The organism is Staphylococcus sp. HMSC062A01, assembly GCF_001836805.1.
Classification (GTDB): Bacteria; Bacillota; Bacilli; order Staphylococcales; family Staphylococcaceae; genus Staphylococcus; species Staphylococcus haemolyticus.
The window spans coordinates 38,609-57,303 of the sequence record NZ_KV830603.1; the positions used below are offsets into that span (position 1 = coordinate 38,609).

Genomic DNA, 18,695 nt, shown 5'->3' on the forward strand with positions numbered 1-18,695 from the left:
TTCTTTACTTGTATATATTACATATTTTTACAATAGAGAGGAAAAAACAATGGCGCAAACTTCTAAATATAAACGTGTAGTATTAAAACTTAGTGGTGAAGCACTCGCAGGAGACAAAGGTTTTGGTATTAATCCAATCATTATTAAAAGCGTGGCACAGCAAGTAGCTGAAGTTGCTAAGATGGATTGCGAAATTGCAGTTATCGTTGGTGGTGGCAATATTTGGAGAGGTAAAACAGGTAGTGATTTAGGTATGGACCGTGGTACAGCGGACTACATGGGTATGCTTGCTACAGTTATGAATGCTCTTGCACTCCAAGATAGCTTAGAACAATTAGAATGTGACACACGTGTGTTGACATCAATTGAAATGAAACAAGTTGCTGAACCATATATCCGTCGAAGAGCTATTAGACATTTAGAGAAGAAACGTGTTGTTATTTTTGCAGCAGGAATCGGTAATCCATACTTCTCTACAGATACAACTGCAGCGTTACGTGCAGCAGAAGTCGAAGCCGATGTTATTTTAATGGGTAAAAATAATGTTGATGGAGTATATTCAGCAGACCCTAAAGTAGATAAGAATGCAGTTAAATATGAACACTTGACGCACATTCAAATGTTACAAGAAGGGTTACAAGTAATGGACTCAACTGCATCATCATTCTGTATGGATAATAATATTCCTTTAAATGTATTTTCAATCATGGAAGAAGGCAATATTAAACGTGCAGTTATGGGTGAAAAAATAGGTACGTTAATAACTAAATAATTAGAGGTGTAAACAATATGAGTGACATAATTCAAGACACTAAAGTTAGAATGAGCAAATCTATCGATAATTTATCAAGAGAATTAGCAAATATCAGTGCTGGAAGAGCCAATTCAAATTTATTAAGTGGCGTAACTGTTGACTATTATGGTGCACCAACACCAGTTCAACAATTAGCGAGCATCAATGTGCCTGAAGCACGTTTATTAGTTATTTCTCCTTATGATAAATCTTCAGTAGCTGATATTGAAAAAGCAATTTATGCAGCAAATTTAGGTGTAAATCCTACAAGTGATGGTGAAGTTATTCGTATCACTGTCCCAGCTTTAACAGAAGAACGTCGTAAAGAATTAGTGAAAAACGTTAAGAAAATTGGTGAAGATGCGAAAGTATCTATCCGAAACATCCGTCGTGATATTAATGATCAATTGAAAAAAGATGAAAAAAATGGGGACATTACTGAAGATGATTTAAGAAGTCAAACAGAAGATGTTCAAAAAGCTACAGATAATTCTATTAAAGAAATTGATCAATTAGTAGAGGACAAAGAAAAAGACATTATGTCTGTTTAATTAGTTCGACAATAAATTAATTCATTTAATAATGTTTAAGTATTATTATAAATATACTTTCTACATTACTATAAATTATTTTAGTCTAAACTGTGCCAATTCAGACTTTGGTACAGTTTTTTCATTTGCTTATTCAATGCCATTATCGAGTATGATAAAATGATAGATGATTTCTTAAATAACTAATATAATATAATAGAGATGATCAGGCTCGGAGGAAAGACCATGTTTAAAAAGCTAATAAAAAGAAATAAGACTAAAATCAGTCATAACGATGATTTAGATTTACATAATTTACCTGAACATGTAGCGATAATCATGGACGGAAATGGACGTTGGGCCAAAAAGCGTAAAATGCCTAGAATTAAAGGACATTACGAAGGTATGCAAACCATCAAAACTGTAACGCGAGAAGCAAGTGATTTGGGCATTAAATACTTAACACTATACGCTTTTTCAACTGAAAATTGGTCTAGACCTGAAAATGAAGTTAATTATATCATGAATTTGCCTGTTAATTTTTTAAAAACATTTTTACCCGAACTCATTGAAAAAAATGTTCAAATAGAAACGATTGGATTTTTAGATGCAGTTCCTAAATCGACGATTGAAGCAATACAACATGCAAAAGAAAAAACAAAAAATAATACAGGTCTGAAATTAATATTTGCCATCAATTATGGTGGACGAGCTGAAATTGTTCAAAGTATGAAATCAATTTATGATGAACTTCAACGCAATGGTCAAGACAGTAAAGATATTGATGAATCAATGATTAACAATCATTTAATGACGCATTCATACCCAGATCCTGAGTTATTAATTCGCACTTCTGGTGAACAACGTATTAGTAATTTCCTTATTTGGCAGTCTTCTTATAGTGAATTTATATTCAATGAGAAATTGTGGCCAGACTTTGACGGTGAAGAATTTAAAAATTGCTTAAAAATATATCAATCTCGCCAAAGACGCTTTGGAGGGTTAAGTAAGGAGTAGCGTATGAAAGTTAGAACTTTAACCGCAATTATAGCATTGTTAATTTTTCTACCCATTCTATTAATGGGTGGTACAACCTTAATGTTGTTTGCGTTTTTACTAGCTTTAATTGCATTAAAAGAACTTTTAAATATGAATATGATTAAATTAATTTCAGTCCCTGGTATTTTTAGTGCTTTAGCATTAATTATTATTATGTTACCTCAATCAGCAGGTGACTGGGTTAGTGACATTCAGTTAAAAAGTTTAATCGCAATGAGTTTTATTTTACTAAGTTACACTGTACTGTCAAAAAACAGATTTAGTTTTATGGATGCTGCTTTCTGTCTTATGTCAGTTGCATATGTCGGTATTGGATTTATGTATTTCTATGCAACACGTTCAGATGGATTACATTACATACTTTATGCATTCTTAGTGGTGTGGTTAACAGATACAGGTGCTTATATTTTCGGTCGACTAATGGGTAAACATAAATTATGGCCAGTAATTAGTCCGAACAAAACTATTGAAGGTTTTATTGGCGGATTAATTTGTAGTTTAATTGTGCCAATTGTTATGTTGTTCTTTGTTGATTTCAACTTAAATATTTGGTTACTATTATTAGTAACAATCATCTTGAGTATCTTTGGTCAACTTGGTGATTTAGTTGAATCAGGATTTAAACGTCATTTTGGTGTTAAAGATTCTGGTAGAATTTTACCGGGTCACGGTGGTATATTAGACCGATTTGATAGTTTCATGTTTGTTTTACCATTACTCAACATTTTATTAATACAAATGTAGTGCGATTTTAATGTTTTATTTATATATGAAAAATGTATAGTGCTATAATTGAGGAGTTATTGAGTGCACATTTGACTAGACATAGTAGATGATGTAATTCTTAACTCCTTTTATTAAAAGTAAAATTCTTGAATAATTTAACCAAATCATAGATAATCTACATCGTTCTAATGAAAAAAGTAGAAATTTAATTTAATTGAGGTGTATCATGTGAGCTATTTAATCACTATTGTCTCATTTATGATCGTGTTCGGTGTACTTGTTACGGTACATGAATATGGTCACATGTTCTTTGCGAAGCGTGCTGGAATAATGTGTCCTGAATTCGCGATAGGTATGGGACCAAAAATATTTAGTTTCCGTAAGAACGAAACTTTGTATACCATCCGTTTATTACCTGTAGGTGGTTATGTAAGAATGGCTGGAGACGGTTTAGAAGAACCACCAGTTGAACCAGGTATGAATGTTAAAGTAAAACTTAATGATAAAGATGAGATTACGCATATAATTTTAGATGATCAGCATAAATTTCAAAAGATAGAAGCAATTGAAGTTAAACAATGTGACTTCAAGGATGATTTGTACATTGAAGGTATTACTTCATATGATAATGAGCGACATCATTTTAATATTGCTGAAAAAGCATATTTTGTTGAGAATGGTAGTTTAATTCAAATCGCTCCACGACATCGACAATTTGCACATAAGAAACCTTTACCCAAATTTTTAACGTTATTTGCAGGACCATTATTTAACTTTATATTAGCCTTAATATTATTTATCGCATTAGCTTATTTCCAAGGAACACCTACTACCTCAGTGGGACAATTAGCTGATAACTATCCAGCTCAACAAGCAGGATTAAAATCTGGAGATAAAATCGTTCAAGTAGGTCAATATAAAACTAAGAGTTTTGATGACATTCAGTCTGCAGCAAATAAAATTAAAGATAATAAAACAATGATAAAATTTGAAAGAGATAATCAAACAAAGACAGTGGATATAACTCCTAAAAAGCAAGTTATTAAGCAAACTAAATTAAATTCTGAGACGACGTACATTTTAGGTTTCCAACCTCAGAAAGAACATACTTTAATAAAACCAATTGCGCTAGGGTTTGATCAGTTTGTTAGTGCCAGTACATTAATCTTTAAAGCTGTAGGAACAATGATTGCAAGTATATTCACAGGTCAATTCTCATTTGATATGTTAAATGGTCCAGTGGGTATTTATCATAATGTTGACTCTGTAGTTAAACAGGGTATCATTGCATTAACATACTACACTGCACTATTAAGTGTTAACTTAGGTATAATGAACCTATTACCAATTCCAGCACTTGATGGTGGTCGAATTTTATTTGTTATCTATGAAGCAATTTTCAGAAGGCCAGTTAATAAAAAAGCAGAGACAATTATAATAGCTGCTGGTGCTATTTTTGTCTTAATTATAATGGTTCTAGTAACTTGGAACGATATACAACGTTATTTCTTGTAGAATAAGGAGGATTAAGTGATGAAGCAATCGAAAGTTTTCATACCAACTAGGAGAGATGTCCCTGCTGAAGCAGAAGCATTGAGTCACCAATTATTATTAAAAGCAGGATTAATCAAACAAAGTACAAGTGGTATTTATAGCTATTTACCATTAGCCTCTCGTGTGTTAAATAATATTTCTAAAATCATACGTGAAGAAATGGAAAGCATTGATGCCGTTGAAATTTTAATGCCTGCACTTCAACAAGCAGAACTTTGGGAAGAATCAGGTCGTTGGGGTGCATACGGTCCAGAGTTAATGCGCTTAAAAGATCGTAATGGACGTGAATTTGCTTTAGGTCCTACACATGAGGAAGTAGTGACTTCTATCGTTAGAGATGAACTTAAATCATATAAACAATTACCTTTAACGTTATTCCAAATACAATCTAAATTTCGAGATGAGAAACGTCCACGCTTTGGTTTGTTAAGAGGTAGAGAGTTTATTATGAAAGATGCGTATTCATTCCATGCTGATGAAGCATCGTTAGATGAAACATATCAAGATATGTACAATGCTTACGATCGTATATTCAAACGTGTTGGCATCAATGCTCGACCAGTGGTTGCAGACTCAGGTGCAATTGGCGGTAACCACACACACGAATTCATGGCCTTAAGTGAAATTGGTGAAGATACTATCGTTTATAGTAAGCAAAGTGATTATGCAGCTAATATTGAAAAAGCGGAAGTCGTTTATCATCCAAATGAAAAGCATTCAGAAGTAGCAGAACTAGAGAAGATTGAAACACCTAATGTTAAAACTGCTCAAGAATTAGCTGATTTTTTAAACCGTCCGGTTGATGAAATTGTTAAATCAATGATATTTAAAATTGATGGAGAATTCATTATGTTCTTAATACGTGGTCATCATGAATTAAATGATGTCAAAGTAAAAGCATTCTTTGAAACAGATAACGTTGAAATGGCCACTCAAGATGAGATTGTTAATTTATTAGGTGCTAATCCTGGTTCACTGGGACCAGTTCATGATAAAGATATTAGAATTTTTGCAGATAATTATGTCAAAGATTTAAATAATTTAGTCGTTGGTGCTAATGAGAATGGATTCCACTATATTAACGCTAATTTAGACCGAGATTTCAAGGTTGATGAGTTTGGAGATTTCCGTTTTATCTTAGAAGGAGAACCATTAAGCGATGGCTCTGGCGAAGCGAAATTTGCTGAAGGCATTGAAGTAGGTCAAGTATTTAAGTTAGGAACTAAATACTCAGAAGCAATGAACGCAACATTCTTAGATAACCAAGGTAAAGCTAAGCCATTAATCATGGGGTGCTATGGAATAGGCGTTTCAAGAACGCTAAGTGCCATTGTTGAACAAAATAATGATGAAAATGGTATTATTTGGCCTAAATCAGTTACACCATTTGATTTACATCTAATTACTATTAATCCTAAAAAGGATGAACAACTAGAATTAGGTGATCAATTGTATAAAGAATTACAACAACAATATGATGTACTTTATGATGATCGTAAAGATCGAGCTGGCGTTAAATTTAATGATGCAGATTTAATCGGTCTTCCAATAAGAATTGTAGTTGGTAAAAATGCTAGTGAGGGTATCGTTGAAGTTAAAGTACGTCAAACTGGTGAAAGCGAAGATGTTCATATTAACGATTTAAACACTCATATCGCTACACTTTATAGTAATTTATAATTTGCATAGACTAAGTTGAATTTGATGAATGTACTTGATTTCATTTGTTCAACAAGGATATTCAATGCATAATGCTAAATGAGGTTAAGACAATTTCATATTTGTCTAAACCTCTTTTTTTACTAAAAATTTTAAAACGAAACATATGAAAAGCACATGGCAAAGTAGTATAATGGATATCAAGTTTGCAGTTAGATCATAACACGTTACGTATACATATAATTGAGAAATTAGTTAGATATAAGGGTGGTTATCTGTCATGGCAATGACGAATCAAGAAAAATTCAAAGTACTCGCTGACCAGATTAAAGTTTCCAATCAACTAGATCAAAAAATCATTGAAAAAGGTGAATTAACGCGAGTAGATGTGTCAAATAAAAATAGAACGTGGGAATTTCAAATTACATTGCCATATTTTCTATCACATGAAGATTATTTAATATTCACTAATGCGATTACTGAAGAATTTAAAGAAATTGCCAAAGTTGATTGGCATTTTACAATTCAAGATACAAGTAATCAAGATGAGCATGCTATCAAATATTTTGGTCATTGTATAGAACATACTGCACTTTCACCTAAAGTAAAAGGTCAACTTAAACAGAAGCGTTTAATTATGTCTGGTAATGTGTTGAAAGTAATGACCTCTAATGACATCGAAAGAAATCACTTTGACAAAGTATGTAATGGTAGCTTAGTAAAGGGTTTTCGTAAATGTGGTTTTGATATTGATAAAGTTGTTTTTGAAACGGACGACTCAAGTTCTTATGATGATTTAGCTTCATTAGAAGCACATATTCAAGAAGAAGATGAAAAAAGTGCTCGTGAAGCTACTGAAAAAATTGAAAAAATCAAAGCAGAAAAAACGAAACAACAAGATAACAATGAAAGTAATGTTGATAAGTGTCAAATTGGTAAACCGATACAAATTGATAATATAAAACCAATTGAATCAATCATTGAAGAAGAGTTCAAAGTAGCGATTGAAGGGGTTATATTTGATATTAACCTAAAAGAATTAAAGAGTGGTCGTCATATTGTTGAGTTAAAAGTCACAGACTACACAGATTCTCTTGTACTTAAGATGTTTACAAGAAAAAATAAAGATGATTTAGATCACTTTAAGGCACTAAGTGTAGGTAAATGGGTACGCGCTCAAGGACGTATTGAAGAAGACACGTTTGTAAGAGATTTAGTAATGATGATGACTGATATAGAAGAAATCAAAAAGACACCTAAGCAAGATAAAGCAGAAGAAAAGCGTGTAGAGTTTCATTTACATACATCAATGAGTCAAATGGATGGTATTCCTAATATAAGTGCATATATTAATCAAGCTGCAAAATGGGGACATAAAGCGATAGCAGTTACAGATCATAATGTCGTTCAAGCCTTTCCTGATGCTCATGGTGCCGCTGAAAAAAATGGTATTAAAATGATTTATGGTATGGAAGGTATGCTCGTAGATGACGGAGTACCTATTGCTTACAAACCAACAGATCGAGATCTTAAAGAAGCAACTTATGTTGTATTTGACGTTGAAACAACTGGACTTTCAAACCAATACGATCAAATTATAGAATTGGCCGCCGTTAAAGTTAAAGACGGGGAAATTATTGATAAATTTGAACGATTCAGTAATCCACACGAAAAATTATCAGAAACAATCATTAATTTAACTCACATTACTGATGATATGTTGACTGATGCACCTGAGATTGAGGAAGTATTGACTGAATTTAAAGAATGGGTAGGAGATGCTATATTTGTAGCACATAATGCATCATTTGATATGGGGTTTATTGACACTGGATATGAAAGGCTTGGCTTTGGGCCATCAACGAATGGTGTCATAGATACTTTAGAACTATCACGTACGATTAATACTGAATATGGTAAACACGGATTAAACTTTTTAGCGAAAAAGTATGGTGTAGAATTAACTCAACACCATAGAGCCATTTATGATACTGAGGCTACAGCGTATATCTTCATTAAGATGGTTCATCAAATGAAAGAGTTAGGAGTTACAAATCATAAAGACATTAATCAAAAACTGTCTAATGAGGATGCATATAAACGTGCACGTCCGACACATGTGACATTAATTGTTCAAACACAAGAAGGCTTAAAGAACTTATTTAAAATTGTAAGTGCCTCATTAGTTAAATATTATTATCGAACTCCTAGAATTCCACGTTCATTATTAAATGAATATCGTGAAGGCATACTAGTTGGAACAGCTTGTGATGAAGGTGAATTATTCACTGCTGTAATGCAGAGAGACCAATCGGAAGTTGAAAAAATCGCTAAATATTATGATTTTATTGAAGTACAACCACCTAAACTGTATCAAGATCTTATTGATAGAGAACTCATAAGAGATACTGAAACACTTTATGAAATTTATGAACGTATATTAAAAGCAGGAGAAAGTACAGGTATTCCAGTAATAGCGACAGGAAATGCGCATTATTTGTATGAACATGACGCGATTGCTCGTAAAATCTTAATCGCATCTCAACCTGGTAATCCTTTGAATCGCTCAACTCTACCAGAAGCGCATTTTAGAACGACAGATGAGATGTTAGATGAGTTTCACTTTTTAGGTGAAGAAAAGGCACATGAAATAGTTGTTAAAAACACAAATGAATTAGCAGACCGAATTGAAAAAGTTATTCCAATTAAAGATCAATTGTTTACGCCACGTATGGATGGAGCAAATGAAGAAATTCGTGAACTAAGCTACACAAATGCCAAAAAATTATACGGTGAAGATTTACCACAAATCGTAATCGATCGTCTTGAAAAAGAACTAGCAAGTATCATCGGAAATGGATTCTCGGTTATCTATTTAATTTCACAACGTCTTGTTAAAAAATCTCTAGATGATGGATATTTAGTAGGTTCGCGTGGTTCGGTTGGATCTAGTTTTGTGGCAACAATGACTGAAATAACTGAAGTTAATCCCTTGCCACCTCATTACATTTGTCCTAACTGTAAAACGAGTGAATTCTTTGATGATGGGTCTGTAGGTTCTGGGTTTGACTTACCTGATAAACAATGTAGCACTTGTGGTGCTGAACTTATTAAAGAAGGGCAAGACATACCATTTGAAACATTCTTAGGATTTAAAGGAGATAAAGTTCCTGATATTGACTTGAACTTTAGTGGTGAGTACCAACCAAACGCTCATAACTATACTAAAGTGCTTTTCGGGGAAGACAAGGTGTTCCGTGCAGGAACAATAGGTACAGTTGCCGAAAAAACGGCGTTTGGATATGTCAAAGGCTACTTAAATGACCAAGGTATTCATAAACGTGGTGCGGAAATCGATCGTCTGGTTAAAGGATGTACAGGTGTAAAACGTACAACAGGACAACATCCAGGTGGGATTATAGTAGTTCCTGATTACATGGATATTTATGATTTCACCCCGATACAATTTCCTGCAGATGATCAAAGCGCTTCTTGGATGACAACGCATTTCGACTTCCACTCCATCCATGATAATGTTTTAAAACTTGATATATTAGGACATGATGATCCTACAATGATTCGTATGTTACAAGATTTATCTGGTATAGATCCTAAGACCATTCCAGTAGATGATAAAGAGACAATGCAAATCTTTAGTAGTCCTGAGTCATTAGGTGTAACTGAAGAGGAGATACTTTGTAAGACTGGAACGTTCGGTGTACCTGAATTTGGTACAGGATTTGTTCGACAAATGTTAGAAGATACGAAACCAACAACTTTTTCAGAACTTGTACAAATATCAGGATTATCTCATGGTACTGATGTTTGGTTAGGTAATGCACAAGAATTAATTCGTTCAGGTATTTGTGATTTATCAAGCGTTATAGGTTGTCGTGATGATATCATGGTTTATTTAATGTATGCAGGATTAGAACCCTCAATGGCCTTCAAAACAATGGAGTCAGTGCGTAAAGGTAAAGGTTTAACTGAAGAAATGATAGATGCTATGAAAGAGAATGATGTACCAGATTGGTATTTAGATTCTTGTCTGAAAATTAAGTACATGTTCCCTAAAGCCCACGCGGCTGCATATGTATTAATGGCAGTGAGAATTGCATATTTCAAAGTACATCATCCGCTTTATTATTATGCATCTTATTTCACAATTCGTGCATCAGACTTTGATTTGATTACTATGATTAAAGACAAAGAAAGCATAAAGAATACAGTCAAAGATATGTATTCAAGATACATGGACCTCGGTAAAAAAGAAAAAGACGTTCTTACTGTCTTAGAAATTATGAATGAAATGGCTCATCGCGGATTCCGTATGCAACCAATTAGTCTAGAGAAAAGTCAGGCATTTGACTTTATTATTGAAGGAGATACCTTAATTCCTCCATTTATTTCTGTACCTGGACTTGGAGAGAATGTTGCTAAACGTATTGTTGAAGCGCGAGAAGATGGACCATTCCTATCTAAAGAAGATTTAAATAAAAAGGCTGGATTATCTCAAAAAATAATTGAGTATCTTGATGATTTAGGTTCTTTACCTAATCTTCCAGATAAGGCACAATTGTCTATTTTTGATATGTAATTTTATATTCCAAGCTCAAAAGTATTTTATTAGTCTCTGTGATGCAAGAGATAGACATTTGTTTAAGGAATTAAAGTGTGATATACTTAATGTGCGTAAAAAATTAGACTCAGGCAGAAAGAGTGGGCATATACCCGCTCTTTTCTATTTGCCGAAAAAGGAGGCCTGTATGAGTAAAATCACTGAAGAAGTAGAAACAATCATAACTCCTATTTTAGACGAATTGAATTTTGAATTAGTTGAAGTTGAATACACTAAAGAGGGGAAAGATCATTTCTTAAGAATCTCTATTGATAAAGAGGGCGGTGTCGATTTAAATGATTGCACACTTGCATCTGAAAAAATCAGCGAGGCAATGGATAAGAATGATCCAATTCCAGATATGTACTACTTAGACGTAGCATCACCAGGTGCGGAACGTCCAATTAAAAAAGAAAAAGATTATCACAATGCAATTGATAAACCAGTATTTGTATCATTATATGTGCCAATTGAAGGCGATAAAGAGTGGCTTGGAATTTTAAAAGCTGTTGATGAAGACACAATCACGATGGAAGTTAAAGAAAAAGCTAAAACAAAACAAATTGAAATACCAAGAAATAAAATTGCAAAAGCACGTCACGCTGTAATGATTTAACGTGATGAGGAGGAATAATTGTGGCAAGTAATGAACTTTTATTAGCAACTGAATATTTAGAAAAAGAAAAGAAAATCCCTAGAGAAGTATTAATTGATGCAATTGAAGCAGCTTTAATAACTGCATATAAAAAGAACTATGATAGTGCTAGAAACGTACGTGTAGAATTAAATATGGATGAAGGTACTTTTAAAGTTATAGCACGTAAAGAAGTTGTAGAAGAAGTATTTGATGACAGAGACGAAGTAGATTTAAGTACAGCATTAGTTAAAAATCCAGCATATGAAGTTGGTGATATTTACGAAGAAGATGTTACACCAAAAGATTTTGGTCGTGTTGGTGCACAAGCTGCTAAACAAGCAGTAATGCAAAGACTAAGAGATGCTGAAAGAGAAATTCTGTATACTGAATTTATTGATAAAGAAGATGATATTTTAACAGGTGTTATCGATAGAGTTGACCATCGTTACGTTTATGTTAACTTAGGTAGAATTGAAGCGGTCTTATCTGAAGCTGAAAGAAGTCCTAACGAAAAATATATTCCTAACGAACGTATTAAAGTCTATGTTAATAAAGTGGAACAGACAACTAAGGGACCACAAATTTACGTTTCTAGAAGTCATCCAGGCTTGTTAAAACGTTTATTTGAGCAAGAAGTTCCTGAAATTTATGATGGAACTGTTATTGTGAAATCAGTAGCACGTGAAGCTGGTGATCGTTCTAAGATTAGTGTTTATTCTGATAATCCAGACATCGATGCGGTAGGCGCATGTGTTGGTGCAAAAGGTGCTCGAGTTGAAGCTGTAGTTGAAGAACTTGGTGGAGAAAAAATCGACATTGTTCAATGGAATGAAGATCCTAAAGTATTTGTACGTAATGCTTTAAGTCCATCACAAGTATTGGAAGTTATCGTTGACGAAGACAATCAATCTACTGTTGTTGTAGTTCCTGACTATCAATTGTCACTAGCTATTGGTAAGAGAGGTCAAAATGCACGATTAGCTGCAAAATTGACTGGATGGAAAATTGATATTAAATCAGAAACTGATGCTCGTGAATCGGGAATTTATCCTGTGATTGAATCTGAAGAATTAGCTGAAGACATCGTTTTATCAGAATCAGATGATGAAGATATCGAAATTGAAGATGTTAATCTAGAGGAATCAAATTTAACTACTGCAGAATTAGCGGCAGATATCGATGAACCTTCTGAAAATATCGAAGAAGCAGACAGTGAAGAAAAAGACGTATAAGCAGATAATTGGGGTGAGTAATTAAGTGAAGAAGAAAAAGATTCCAATGCGTAAATGTATTATTACAAATGAAATGCGTCCCAAAAAAGATATGATTCGCGTTGTTATTAACAAAGAAGGCGACATTTTTGCTGATGGTACTGGCAAACAACAAGGTAGAGGCGCTTATGTTTCAAAAGATGTTGAAAGTGTAGAAGCAGCCCAAGAAAAAGGCGTACTTGAAAGATATTTTAATGCAGATTCTGAGAAGCTAGACCCTGTTTATAAAGAAATTATACGTTTGATTTATAGAGAAGAGATTCCTAAATGAGCAAAGAACAAATTTTAAACTTTTTAGGTTTAGCAATGAGAGCCCGTAAAGTAAAGTCTGGCGAGTCTGTATTGCTTACTGAAATCAAGAAAAATAATATAAAGCTTGTTATCATGGCATCTGATGCCTCAGAAAACACTTTAAAGAATATAAAAAATAAATGTGAAACATATCATGTTCCATTTAGAATCTTTAGTACAAGAGCAGAATTAGGACAATCTTTAGGCAAGTCGGAACGTGTGAACATTGGAGTAATAGACTCTGGGTTTGCGACTAAGCTTACGTCGATGATAGATGAATATTGTAAGGAGTGATTATATGAGTAAAAAAAGAATTTACGAATATGCGAAAGAATTAAATGTTAAAAGTAAAGAGATTATAGATGAGTTAAAAAATATGAATGTAGAAGTATCAAACCATATGCAAGCGTTAGAGGACGATCAAATTAAAACGCTTGATAAAAAGTTTAGACCACAAGAAAGTAACAAGAATACAAAACAAAACACTCAAAATAATCACCAAAAACAAGAAAACAATACTAAAAATAATAACAAACAGAACAACAAAGGTAACGCGAATCAAAAAGGCAATAGTAACAACAAAAATAATGCCAAAAACAACAAAGGTAACAAAAATAATAAGAACAATAAAAGTAATAAAAACAATAAAGGTAACAAAAATAATAAACCAGCAGCAGAACCAAAAGAAATGCCATCTAAAATCACATATGAAGAAGGCATTACAGTTGGCGAGTTAGCGGATAAATTAAATATTGAATCATCAGAAATTATTAAAAAATTATTCTTATTAGGCATCGTTGCTAATATTAACCAAGCACTTGATGAAGAAACACTAGAATTGATTGCGGATGATTATGGTGTTGAAATTGAAAAAGAAGTCGTTGTAAATGAAGAAGATTTATCAATTTACTTTGATGAAGAAGAAGTTGATCCAGATGCAATTGAACGACCAGCCGTAGTTACAATTATGGGACATGTTGACCATGGTAAAACAACATTACTTGATTCAATTCGTCATACTAAAGTTACAGCTGGAGAAGCAGGCGGTATCACGCAACATATTGGTGCTTATCAAATTGAAAATGCTGGTAAAAAAATTACATTCCTTGATACACCTGGACACGCAGCATTTACTACAATGCGTGCACGTGGTGCTCAAGTAACGGACATCACAATTTTAGTTGTTGCAGCTGATGATGGTGTTATGCCACAAACAATTGAGGCAATTAACCATGCTAAAGAGGCTAACGTTCCTACGATAGTAGCTGTAAATAAAATTGATAAACCTACTGCAAACCCAGACCGTGTTATGCAAGAATTAACAGAGTACGGTTTGATCCCTGAAGACTGGGGCGGTGAAACAATTTTCGTTCCACTTTCAGCATTAAGTGGTGAAGGTATTGATGATTTATTAGAAATGATTGGCTTAGTAGCTGAAGTCCAAGAATTAAAAGCTAATCCTGATAAACAAGCTGTAGGTACTGTGATTGAAGCGGAGTTAGATAAATCACGTGGTCCAGCTGCTTCACTATTAGTTCAAAACGGAACATTAAATGTCGGTGACTCAATAGTTGTAGGTAACACATATGGACGAATTAGAGCGATGGTTAATGATTTAGGTCAAAGAATTAAATCAGCAGGTCCTTCTACACCTGTAGAAATTACAGGTATCAATGATGTGCCATTAGCAGGTGATCGCTTTGTTATCTTTAAAGACGAAAAACAAGCACGTCGCATTGGTGAAGCGCGTCATGAAGCAAGCGTTATCCAACAACGTCAAGAAAGTAAAAATGTCTCATTAGACAACTTATTTGAACAAATGAAGCAAGGTGAAATGAAAGATCTTAACGTGATTATCAAAGGTGACGTTCAAGGTTCTGTTGAAGCACTTGCAGCTTCTCTTATGAAAATTGATGTAGAAGGCGTTAATGTACGTATTATTCACACTGCTGTTGGTGCTATTAATGAATCAGATGTTACATTAGCTAATGCGTCAAATGGTATTATTATTGGTTTCAATGTGCGTCCAGACGCAGGTGCTAAACGTGCTGCAGAAGCTGAAAACGTTGATATGAGACTTCATCGCGTTATTTATAATGTTATTGAAGAAATTGAATCAGCTATGAAAGGTTTACTTGATCCTGAATTCGAAGAACAAGTTATCGGACAAGCTGAAGTACGTCAAACATTCAAAGTGTCTAAAGTTGGCACAATTGCTGGTAGTTATGTTACTGAAGGTAAGATTACTCGTAATGCAGGTGTTCGTATTATTAGAGACGGAATTGTTCTATTCGAAGGTGAATTAGATACATTGAAACGTTTCAAAGACGATGCCAAAGAAGTTGCTCAAGGTTATGAATGTGGTATTACAATTGAAAAATTCAATGATATTAAAGAAGGCGACATTATCGAAGCATTTGAAATGGTTGAAATCGAAAGATAAGACTTAACAATATATGTTTAGGTGGACGTGGAGAAACCGTCCACCTTTTTAAATGATGAACATTACAATATATTGTTTCTTTAAGATAATGCGTTTAAATCTAACTTAAATAGTGAATAAAATAACAAAGAAGAGTAACATCAAATATTGAGGTGACATAAATGAGTAACATGAGAGCAGAACGCGTAGGCGAACAAATGAAGAAAGAAATAATGGATATCGTTAATAATAAAGTTAAAGATCCTAGAGTAGGGTTTATCACAATTACTGACGTTGACTTAACAAATGACTTATCTCAAGCAAAAGTTTACCTTACAGTCTTAGGTAGCGAGAAAGAAGTTAATGATACGTTTAAAGCTTTAGACAAAGCGAAAGGATTTATTAAATCTGAATTAGGTTCAAGAATGAGATTGCGTATCGTTCCAGAATTATTCTTTGAATATGATGAATCAATTGAGTATGGTAATAAAATCGAGAAAATGATTCAAGATTTGCATAAGCAAGATAGATAATTATTTATTATCTTAATTACAGCAAATTTACTAAATAGTTAAGGGGTAGGACATTGAAATTAGTATAATTTCAGTTCTACTCTTTTTTAAATTAAAGTAATTAAAAATTTACCAATTTAGCTATATGATATACGAATTAGTGTTATTACTTTTATATTAAATAACACAAGTTAAGTCAGATAAGTTATGATACATAAGTGTACTTAAAACTGAAGGATGTGAAAAAATGTATAATGGTATTTTACCTGTATATAAAGAGCGTGGATTGACGAGTCATGATGTCGTCTTTAAGCTAAGAAAAATCTTAAAAACTAAGAAAATAGGTCATACTGGGACATTAGATCCTGAAGTTTCTGGGGTATTGCCAGTATGTATTGGTACTGCCACTCGTGTAAGTGATTATGTGATGGATATGGGAAAATCTTATAACGCTACCATAACTCTAGGGGAAAGTACGACTACGGAAGATCAAACAGGAGAAGTTATTGATAAAATAGATGTACAAGAAAATGCAATAAATATTAATAAAGTAGACGCTGTTTTAAAACAATTTGAAGGAATTATAGAACAAGTTCCACCTATGTATTCATCTGTTAAAGTAAATGGTAAAAAGTTATATGAGTATGCACGAAAAGGTGAAACTGTTGAACGACCAGTTCGTAAAGTAAATATAGATTCGATAGCACGCACATCTGAACTTCAATTCGAAGACGGGAAATGTCATTTTAATATTGAAGTTAAATGTGGTAAAGGTACATATATTCGCACATTAGCAACGGATATTGGTAAACAATTAGGGTATCCAGCTCACATGTCGCTATTGACACGAATAAATTCAGGTGGGTTTGACATTAAAGATAGTATAACATTAGATCAAATCTCACAATTACATGAGCAAGACACATTACAATCAAACTTATTTCCTTTAAAATATGGTTTGAAAAGTTTGCCGAAAATTTATGTATCTGATGAAAATATAAAAACTAGAATATTAAATGGACAAAAGTTTAATAAAAAACAATTTAATCAAACGATTGAACAACAACTCGTCTTTATTGATTCTGAGACGGAGGAAGTAATGGCAATTTATATTCAACATCCGGATAAAAATCATGAAATAAAACCTAAAAAAGTATTTAATTAAAGGAGTCTAAAGTTATGAAAGTGATAGAAGTAACCCATCCAATTCAAGAAAATCAGTTGATAAAAGAAGACGTTGCGATGGCATTTGGCTTTTTTGATGGCATGCATCGTGGTCATCATAAAGTGTTTGAAGCATTGGATGAACGTGCTGCAGCGCAAAATCTAAAAAAGGCAGTAACAACATTCGATCCTCATCCTTCTGTTGTGTTAAATCCTGAACGTAAACGCACAGATTATTTAACACCACTTTCAGATAAACTTGAAATGATTGAACAACACGACGTGGATTATTGTATTGTTATTAATTTTTCTTCACGATTTGCGAGTGTAACAGCAGAAGAGTTTGTTCAAGACTATATTATTAATAATCGCGTTAAAGAAGTGATTGCTGGTTTTGACTTTACTTACGGTAAATTCGGAAAAGGTAACATGTCCGTATTAAATGAAATGGATGAATTTAGCACTACAATAGTTGGTAAACAAGAAATGGATACTGAAAAAATCTCTACTACTGCAATTAGGGAAGCTTTGAAAGAAGGAAATTTAAAAAAGGCCAATGAGCAGTTAGGTTATCTCTATCGAATTAAAGGCACTGTAGTTCAAGGAGAGAAACGTGGACGTACAATTGGCTTTCCTACGGCAAATGTTCAACCAAGTGATGATTATGTTTTACCTAAAAAAGGGGTTTATGCTGTTAGTATGGCGATAGGTGCTGAAAATAAAATCTATCGTGGTGTAGCTAATGTTGGTGTTAAACCTACTTTTCACGATCCTTCTAAAGCTGAAGTAGTGATTGAAGTTAATATCTTTGATTTTAATGACAACATATATGGTGAACGCGTCATTGTTTATTGGCATCATTATTTAAGACCAGAAGTTAAATTTGATGGTATTGATCCATTAGTTGAACAAATGAATAATGATAAAGAAAAAGCGAAATACTTACTTTCAGTTGATTTCGGTGATGATGTATCGTATAATATTTAAAGTTGAGTTCTAGAAAATCGAATTCAACTTTAAATATTATTCCTTTATCTTGGCTGGTTGAGACTCCGACGCCTAGCTCAGATTAAGGTGTATACAAATTTTAGGAGGAATTTAATTATGGCAATCACTCAAGAACGTAAAAATGAAATTATCAAAGAATATCGCGTGCACGAAACTGACACTGGTTCACCAGAAGTACAAATCGCTGTTTTAACTGCAGAAATCGCTGCGTTAAACGAACACTTACGTGAACACAAAAAAGACCACCATTCACGTCGAGGATTATTAAAAATGGTAGGTCGTCGTCGTCATTTGTTAAACTACTTACGTATTAAAGATATTCAACGTTACCGTGAATTAATTAAATCATTAGGTATCCGTCGTTAATTTTTATATATTAAGAGGAAAGCACCATTTAGTTTGGTACTTTCCTTTTTTTATCGTTTAATATAAATCACTAATATAAAATTTG

The 18,695-nt window shown here is 33.3% G+C and carries 16 protein-coding genes; all 16 read left to right on the top strand.

Features of this window, described 5'->3' with window-relative positions:
* The first annotated feature begins 49 nt into the window (after positions 1–49).
* Positions 50–772, top strand: coding sequence for a UMP kinase (gene pyrH, locus HMPREF2715_RS02390; protein ID WP_011275942.1), 723 nt, complete (start codon positions 50–52; stop codon positions 770–772).
* A 17-nt stretch (positions 773–789) separates the two neighbouring features.
* Positions 790–1,344 (top strand): ribosome recycling factor, encoded by a 555-nt coding sequence (frr, locus tag HMPREF2715_RS02395; protein WP_070442314.1) that lies wholly within the window; start codon positions 790–792, stop codon positions 1,342–1,344.
* A 225-nt stretch (positions 1,345–1,569) separates the two neighbouring features.
* The gene (locus tag HMPREF2715_RS02400) at positions 1,570–2,340 is read left to right on the top strand and encodes an isoprenyl transferase (protein ID WP_037551640.1); all 771 of its coding nucleotides are present in this window, start codon (positions 1,570–1,572) and stop codon (positions 2,338–2,340) included.
* A 3-nt stretch (positions 2,341–2,343) separates the two neighbouring features.
* A complete protein-coding gene (locus HMPREF2715_RS02405) occupies positions 2,344–3,126 on the top strand; it encodes a phosphatidate cytidylyltransferase (protein WP_070442317.1) in 783 nt (260 codons plus the stop codon).
* 210 nt (positions 3,127–3,336) lie between these two features.
* Complete coding sequence (gene rseP, locus HMPREF2715_RS02410) at positions 3,337–4,623, top strand: RIP metalloprotease RseP (protein ID WP_070442319.1); 1,287 nt, start codon at positions 3,337–3,339, stop codon at positions 4,621–4,623.
* An 18-nt stretch (positions 4,624–4,641) separates the two neighbouring features.
* Positions 4,642–6,342, top strand: a complete 1,701-nt coding sequence (locus HMPREF2715_RS02415; RefSeq protein WP_070442322.1) for a proline--tRNA ligase — start codon at positions 4,642–4,644, stop codon at positions 6,340–6,342.
* 259 nt (positions 6,343–6,601) lie between these two features.
* Positions 6,602–10,918: a PolC-type DNA polymerase III gene (locus HMPREF2715_RS02420; protein ID WP_070839260.1), complete on the top strand. Its 4,317-nt coding sequence runs from the start codon at positions 6,602–6,604 to the stop codon at positions 10,916–10,918.
* Positions 10,919–11,087: 169 nt separating this feature from the next.
* The gene (rimP, locus tag HMPREF2715_RS02425) at positions 11,088–11,555 is read left to right on the top strand and encodes a ribosome maturation factor RimP (protein WP_070581162.1); all 468 of its coding nucleotides are present in this window, start codon (positions 11,088–11,090) and stop codon (positions 11,553–11,555) included.
* A 20-nt stretch (positions 11,556–11,575) separates the two neighbouring features.
* The gene (nusA, locus tag HMPREF2715_RS02430) at positions 11,576–12,808 is read left to right on the top strand and encodes a transcription termination factor NusA (protein WP_070839263.1); all 1,233 of its coding nucleotides are present in this window, start codon (positions 11,576–11,578) and stop codon (positions 12,806–12,808) included.
* 25 nt (positions 12,809–12,833) lie between these two features.
* Positions 12,834–13,118 carry an RNase P modulator RnpM gene (rnpM, locus tag HMPREF2715_RS02435; protein WP_070442330.1) on the top strand — a complete coding sequence of 95 codons (285 nt, stop codon included), beginning with the start codon at positions 12,834–12,836 and terminating at the stop codon, positions 13,116–13,118.
* Positions 13,115–13,432 (top strand): YlxQ family RNA-binding protein, encoded by a 318-nt coding sequence (locus HMPREF2715_RS02440; RefSeq protein ID WP_037537314.1) that lies wholly within the window; start codon positions 13,115–13,117, stop codon positions 13,430–13,432. Before rnpM ends, HMPREF2715_RS02440 begins: the two co-directional genes overlap by 4 nt.
* 4 nt (positions 13,433–13,436) lie before the next feature.
* Positions 13,437–15,581, top strand: coding sequence for a translation initiation factor IF-2 (infB, locus tag HMPREF2715_RS02445; RefSeq protein WP_070839265.1), 2,145 nt, complete (start codon positions 13,437–13,439; stop codon positions 15,579–15,581).
* 161 nt (positions 15,582–15,742) lie between these two features.
* Complete coding sequence (gene rbfA, locus HMPREF2715_RS02450) at positions 15,743–16,093, top strand: 30S ribosome-binding factor RbfA (protein ID WP_037551622.1); 351 nt, start codon at positions 15,743–15,745, stop codon at positions 16,091–16,093.
* A 226-nt stretch (positions 16,094–16,319) separates the two neighbouring features.
* Positions 16,320–17,237, top strand: coding sequence for a tRNA pseudouridine(55) synthase TruB (gene truB, locus HMPREF2715_RS02455; RefSeq protein ID WP_070442332.1), 918 nt, complete (start codon positions 16,320–16,322; stop codon positions 17,235–17,237).
* Positions 17,238–17,251: 14 nt separating this feature from the next.
* Positions 17,252–18,223 (top strand): riboflavin biosynthesis protein RibF, encoded by a 972-nt coding sequence (gene ribF / locus HMPREF2715_RS02460; protein WP_037537305.1) that lies wholly within the window; start codon positions 17,252–17,254, stop codon positions 18,221–18,223.
* Positions 18,224–18,340: 117 nt separating this feature from the next.
* Entirely contained in the window at positions 18,341–18,610 is a 270-nt protein-coding gene (rpsO, locus tag HMPREF2715_RS02465) for a 30S ribosomal protein S15 (RefSeq protein WP_070581164.1), read from the top strand.
* The last annotated feature ends 85 nt before the right edge of the window (positions 18,611–18,695 follow it).

Excerpts from the sequence above, each read along its gene's own strand:
- frr (WP_070442314.1), top strand. The coding sequence starts at position 790 with ATGAGTGACATAATTCAAGACACTAAAGTTAGAATGAGCAAATCTATC.
- truB (WP_070442332.1), top strand. The coding sequence starts at position 16,320 with ATGTATAATGGTATTTTACCTGTATATAAAGAGCGTGGATTGACGAGT.
- rpsO (WP_070581164.1), top strand. The coding sequence starts at position 18,341 with ATGGCAATCACTCAAGAACGTAAAAATGAAATTATCAAAGAATATCGC.
- HMPREF2715_RS02440 (WP_037537314.1), top strand. The coding sequence starts at position 13,115 with ATGAGCAAAGAACAAATTTTAAACTTTTTAGGTTTAGCAATGAGAGCC.
- HMPREF2715_RS02420 (WP_070839260.1), top strand. The coding sequence starts at position 6,602 with ATGGCAATGACGAATCAAGAAAAATTCAAAGTACTCGCTGACCAGATT.
- HMPREF2715_RS02400 (WP_037551640.1), top strand. The coding sequence starts at position 1,570 with ATGTTTAAAAAGCTAATAAAAAGAAATAAGACTAAAATCAGTCATAAC.
- HMPREF2715_RS02415 (WP_070442322.1), top strand. The coding sequence starts at position 4,642 with ATGAAGCAATCGAAAGTTTTCATACCAACTAGGAGAGATGTCCCTGCT.
- ribF (WP_037537305.1), top strand. The coding sequence starts at position 17,252 with ATGAAAGTGATAGAAGTAACCCATCCAATTCAAGAAAATCAGTTGATA.
- pyrH (WP_011275942.1), top strand. The coding sequence starts at position 50 with ATGGCGCAAACTTCTAAATATAAACGTGTAGTATTAAAACTTAGTGGT.
- rbfA (WP_037551622.1), top strand. The coding sequence starts at position 15,743 with ATGAGTAACATGAGAGCAGAACGCGTAGGCGAACAAATGAAGAAAGAA.
- HMPREF2715_RS02405 (WP_070442317.1), top strand. The coding sequence starts at position 2,344 with ATGAAAGTTAGAACTTTAACCGCAATTATAGCATTGTTAATTTTTCTA.
- infB (WP_070839265.1), top strand. The coding sequence starts at position 13,437 with ATGAGTAAAAAAAGAATTTACGAATATGCGAAAGAATTAAATGTTAAA.
- rimP (WP_070581162.1), top strand. The coding sequence starts at position 11,088 with ATGAGTAAAATCACTGAAGAAGTAGAAACAATCATAACTCCTATTTTA.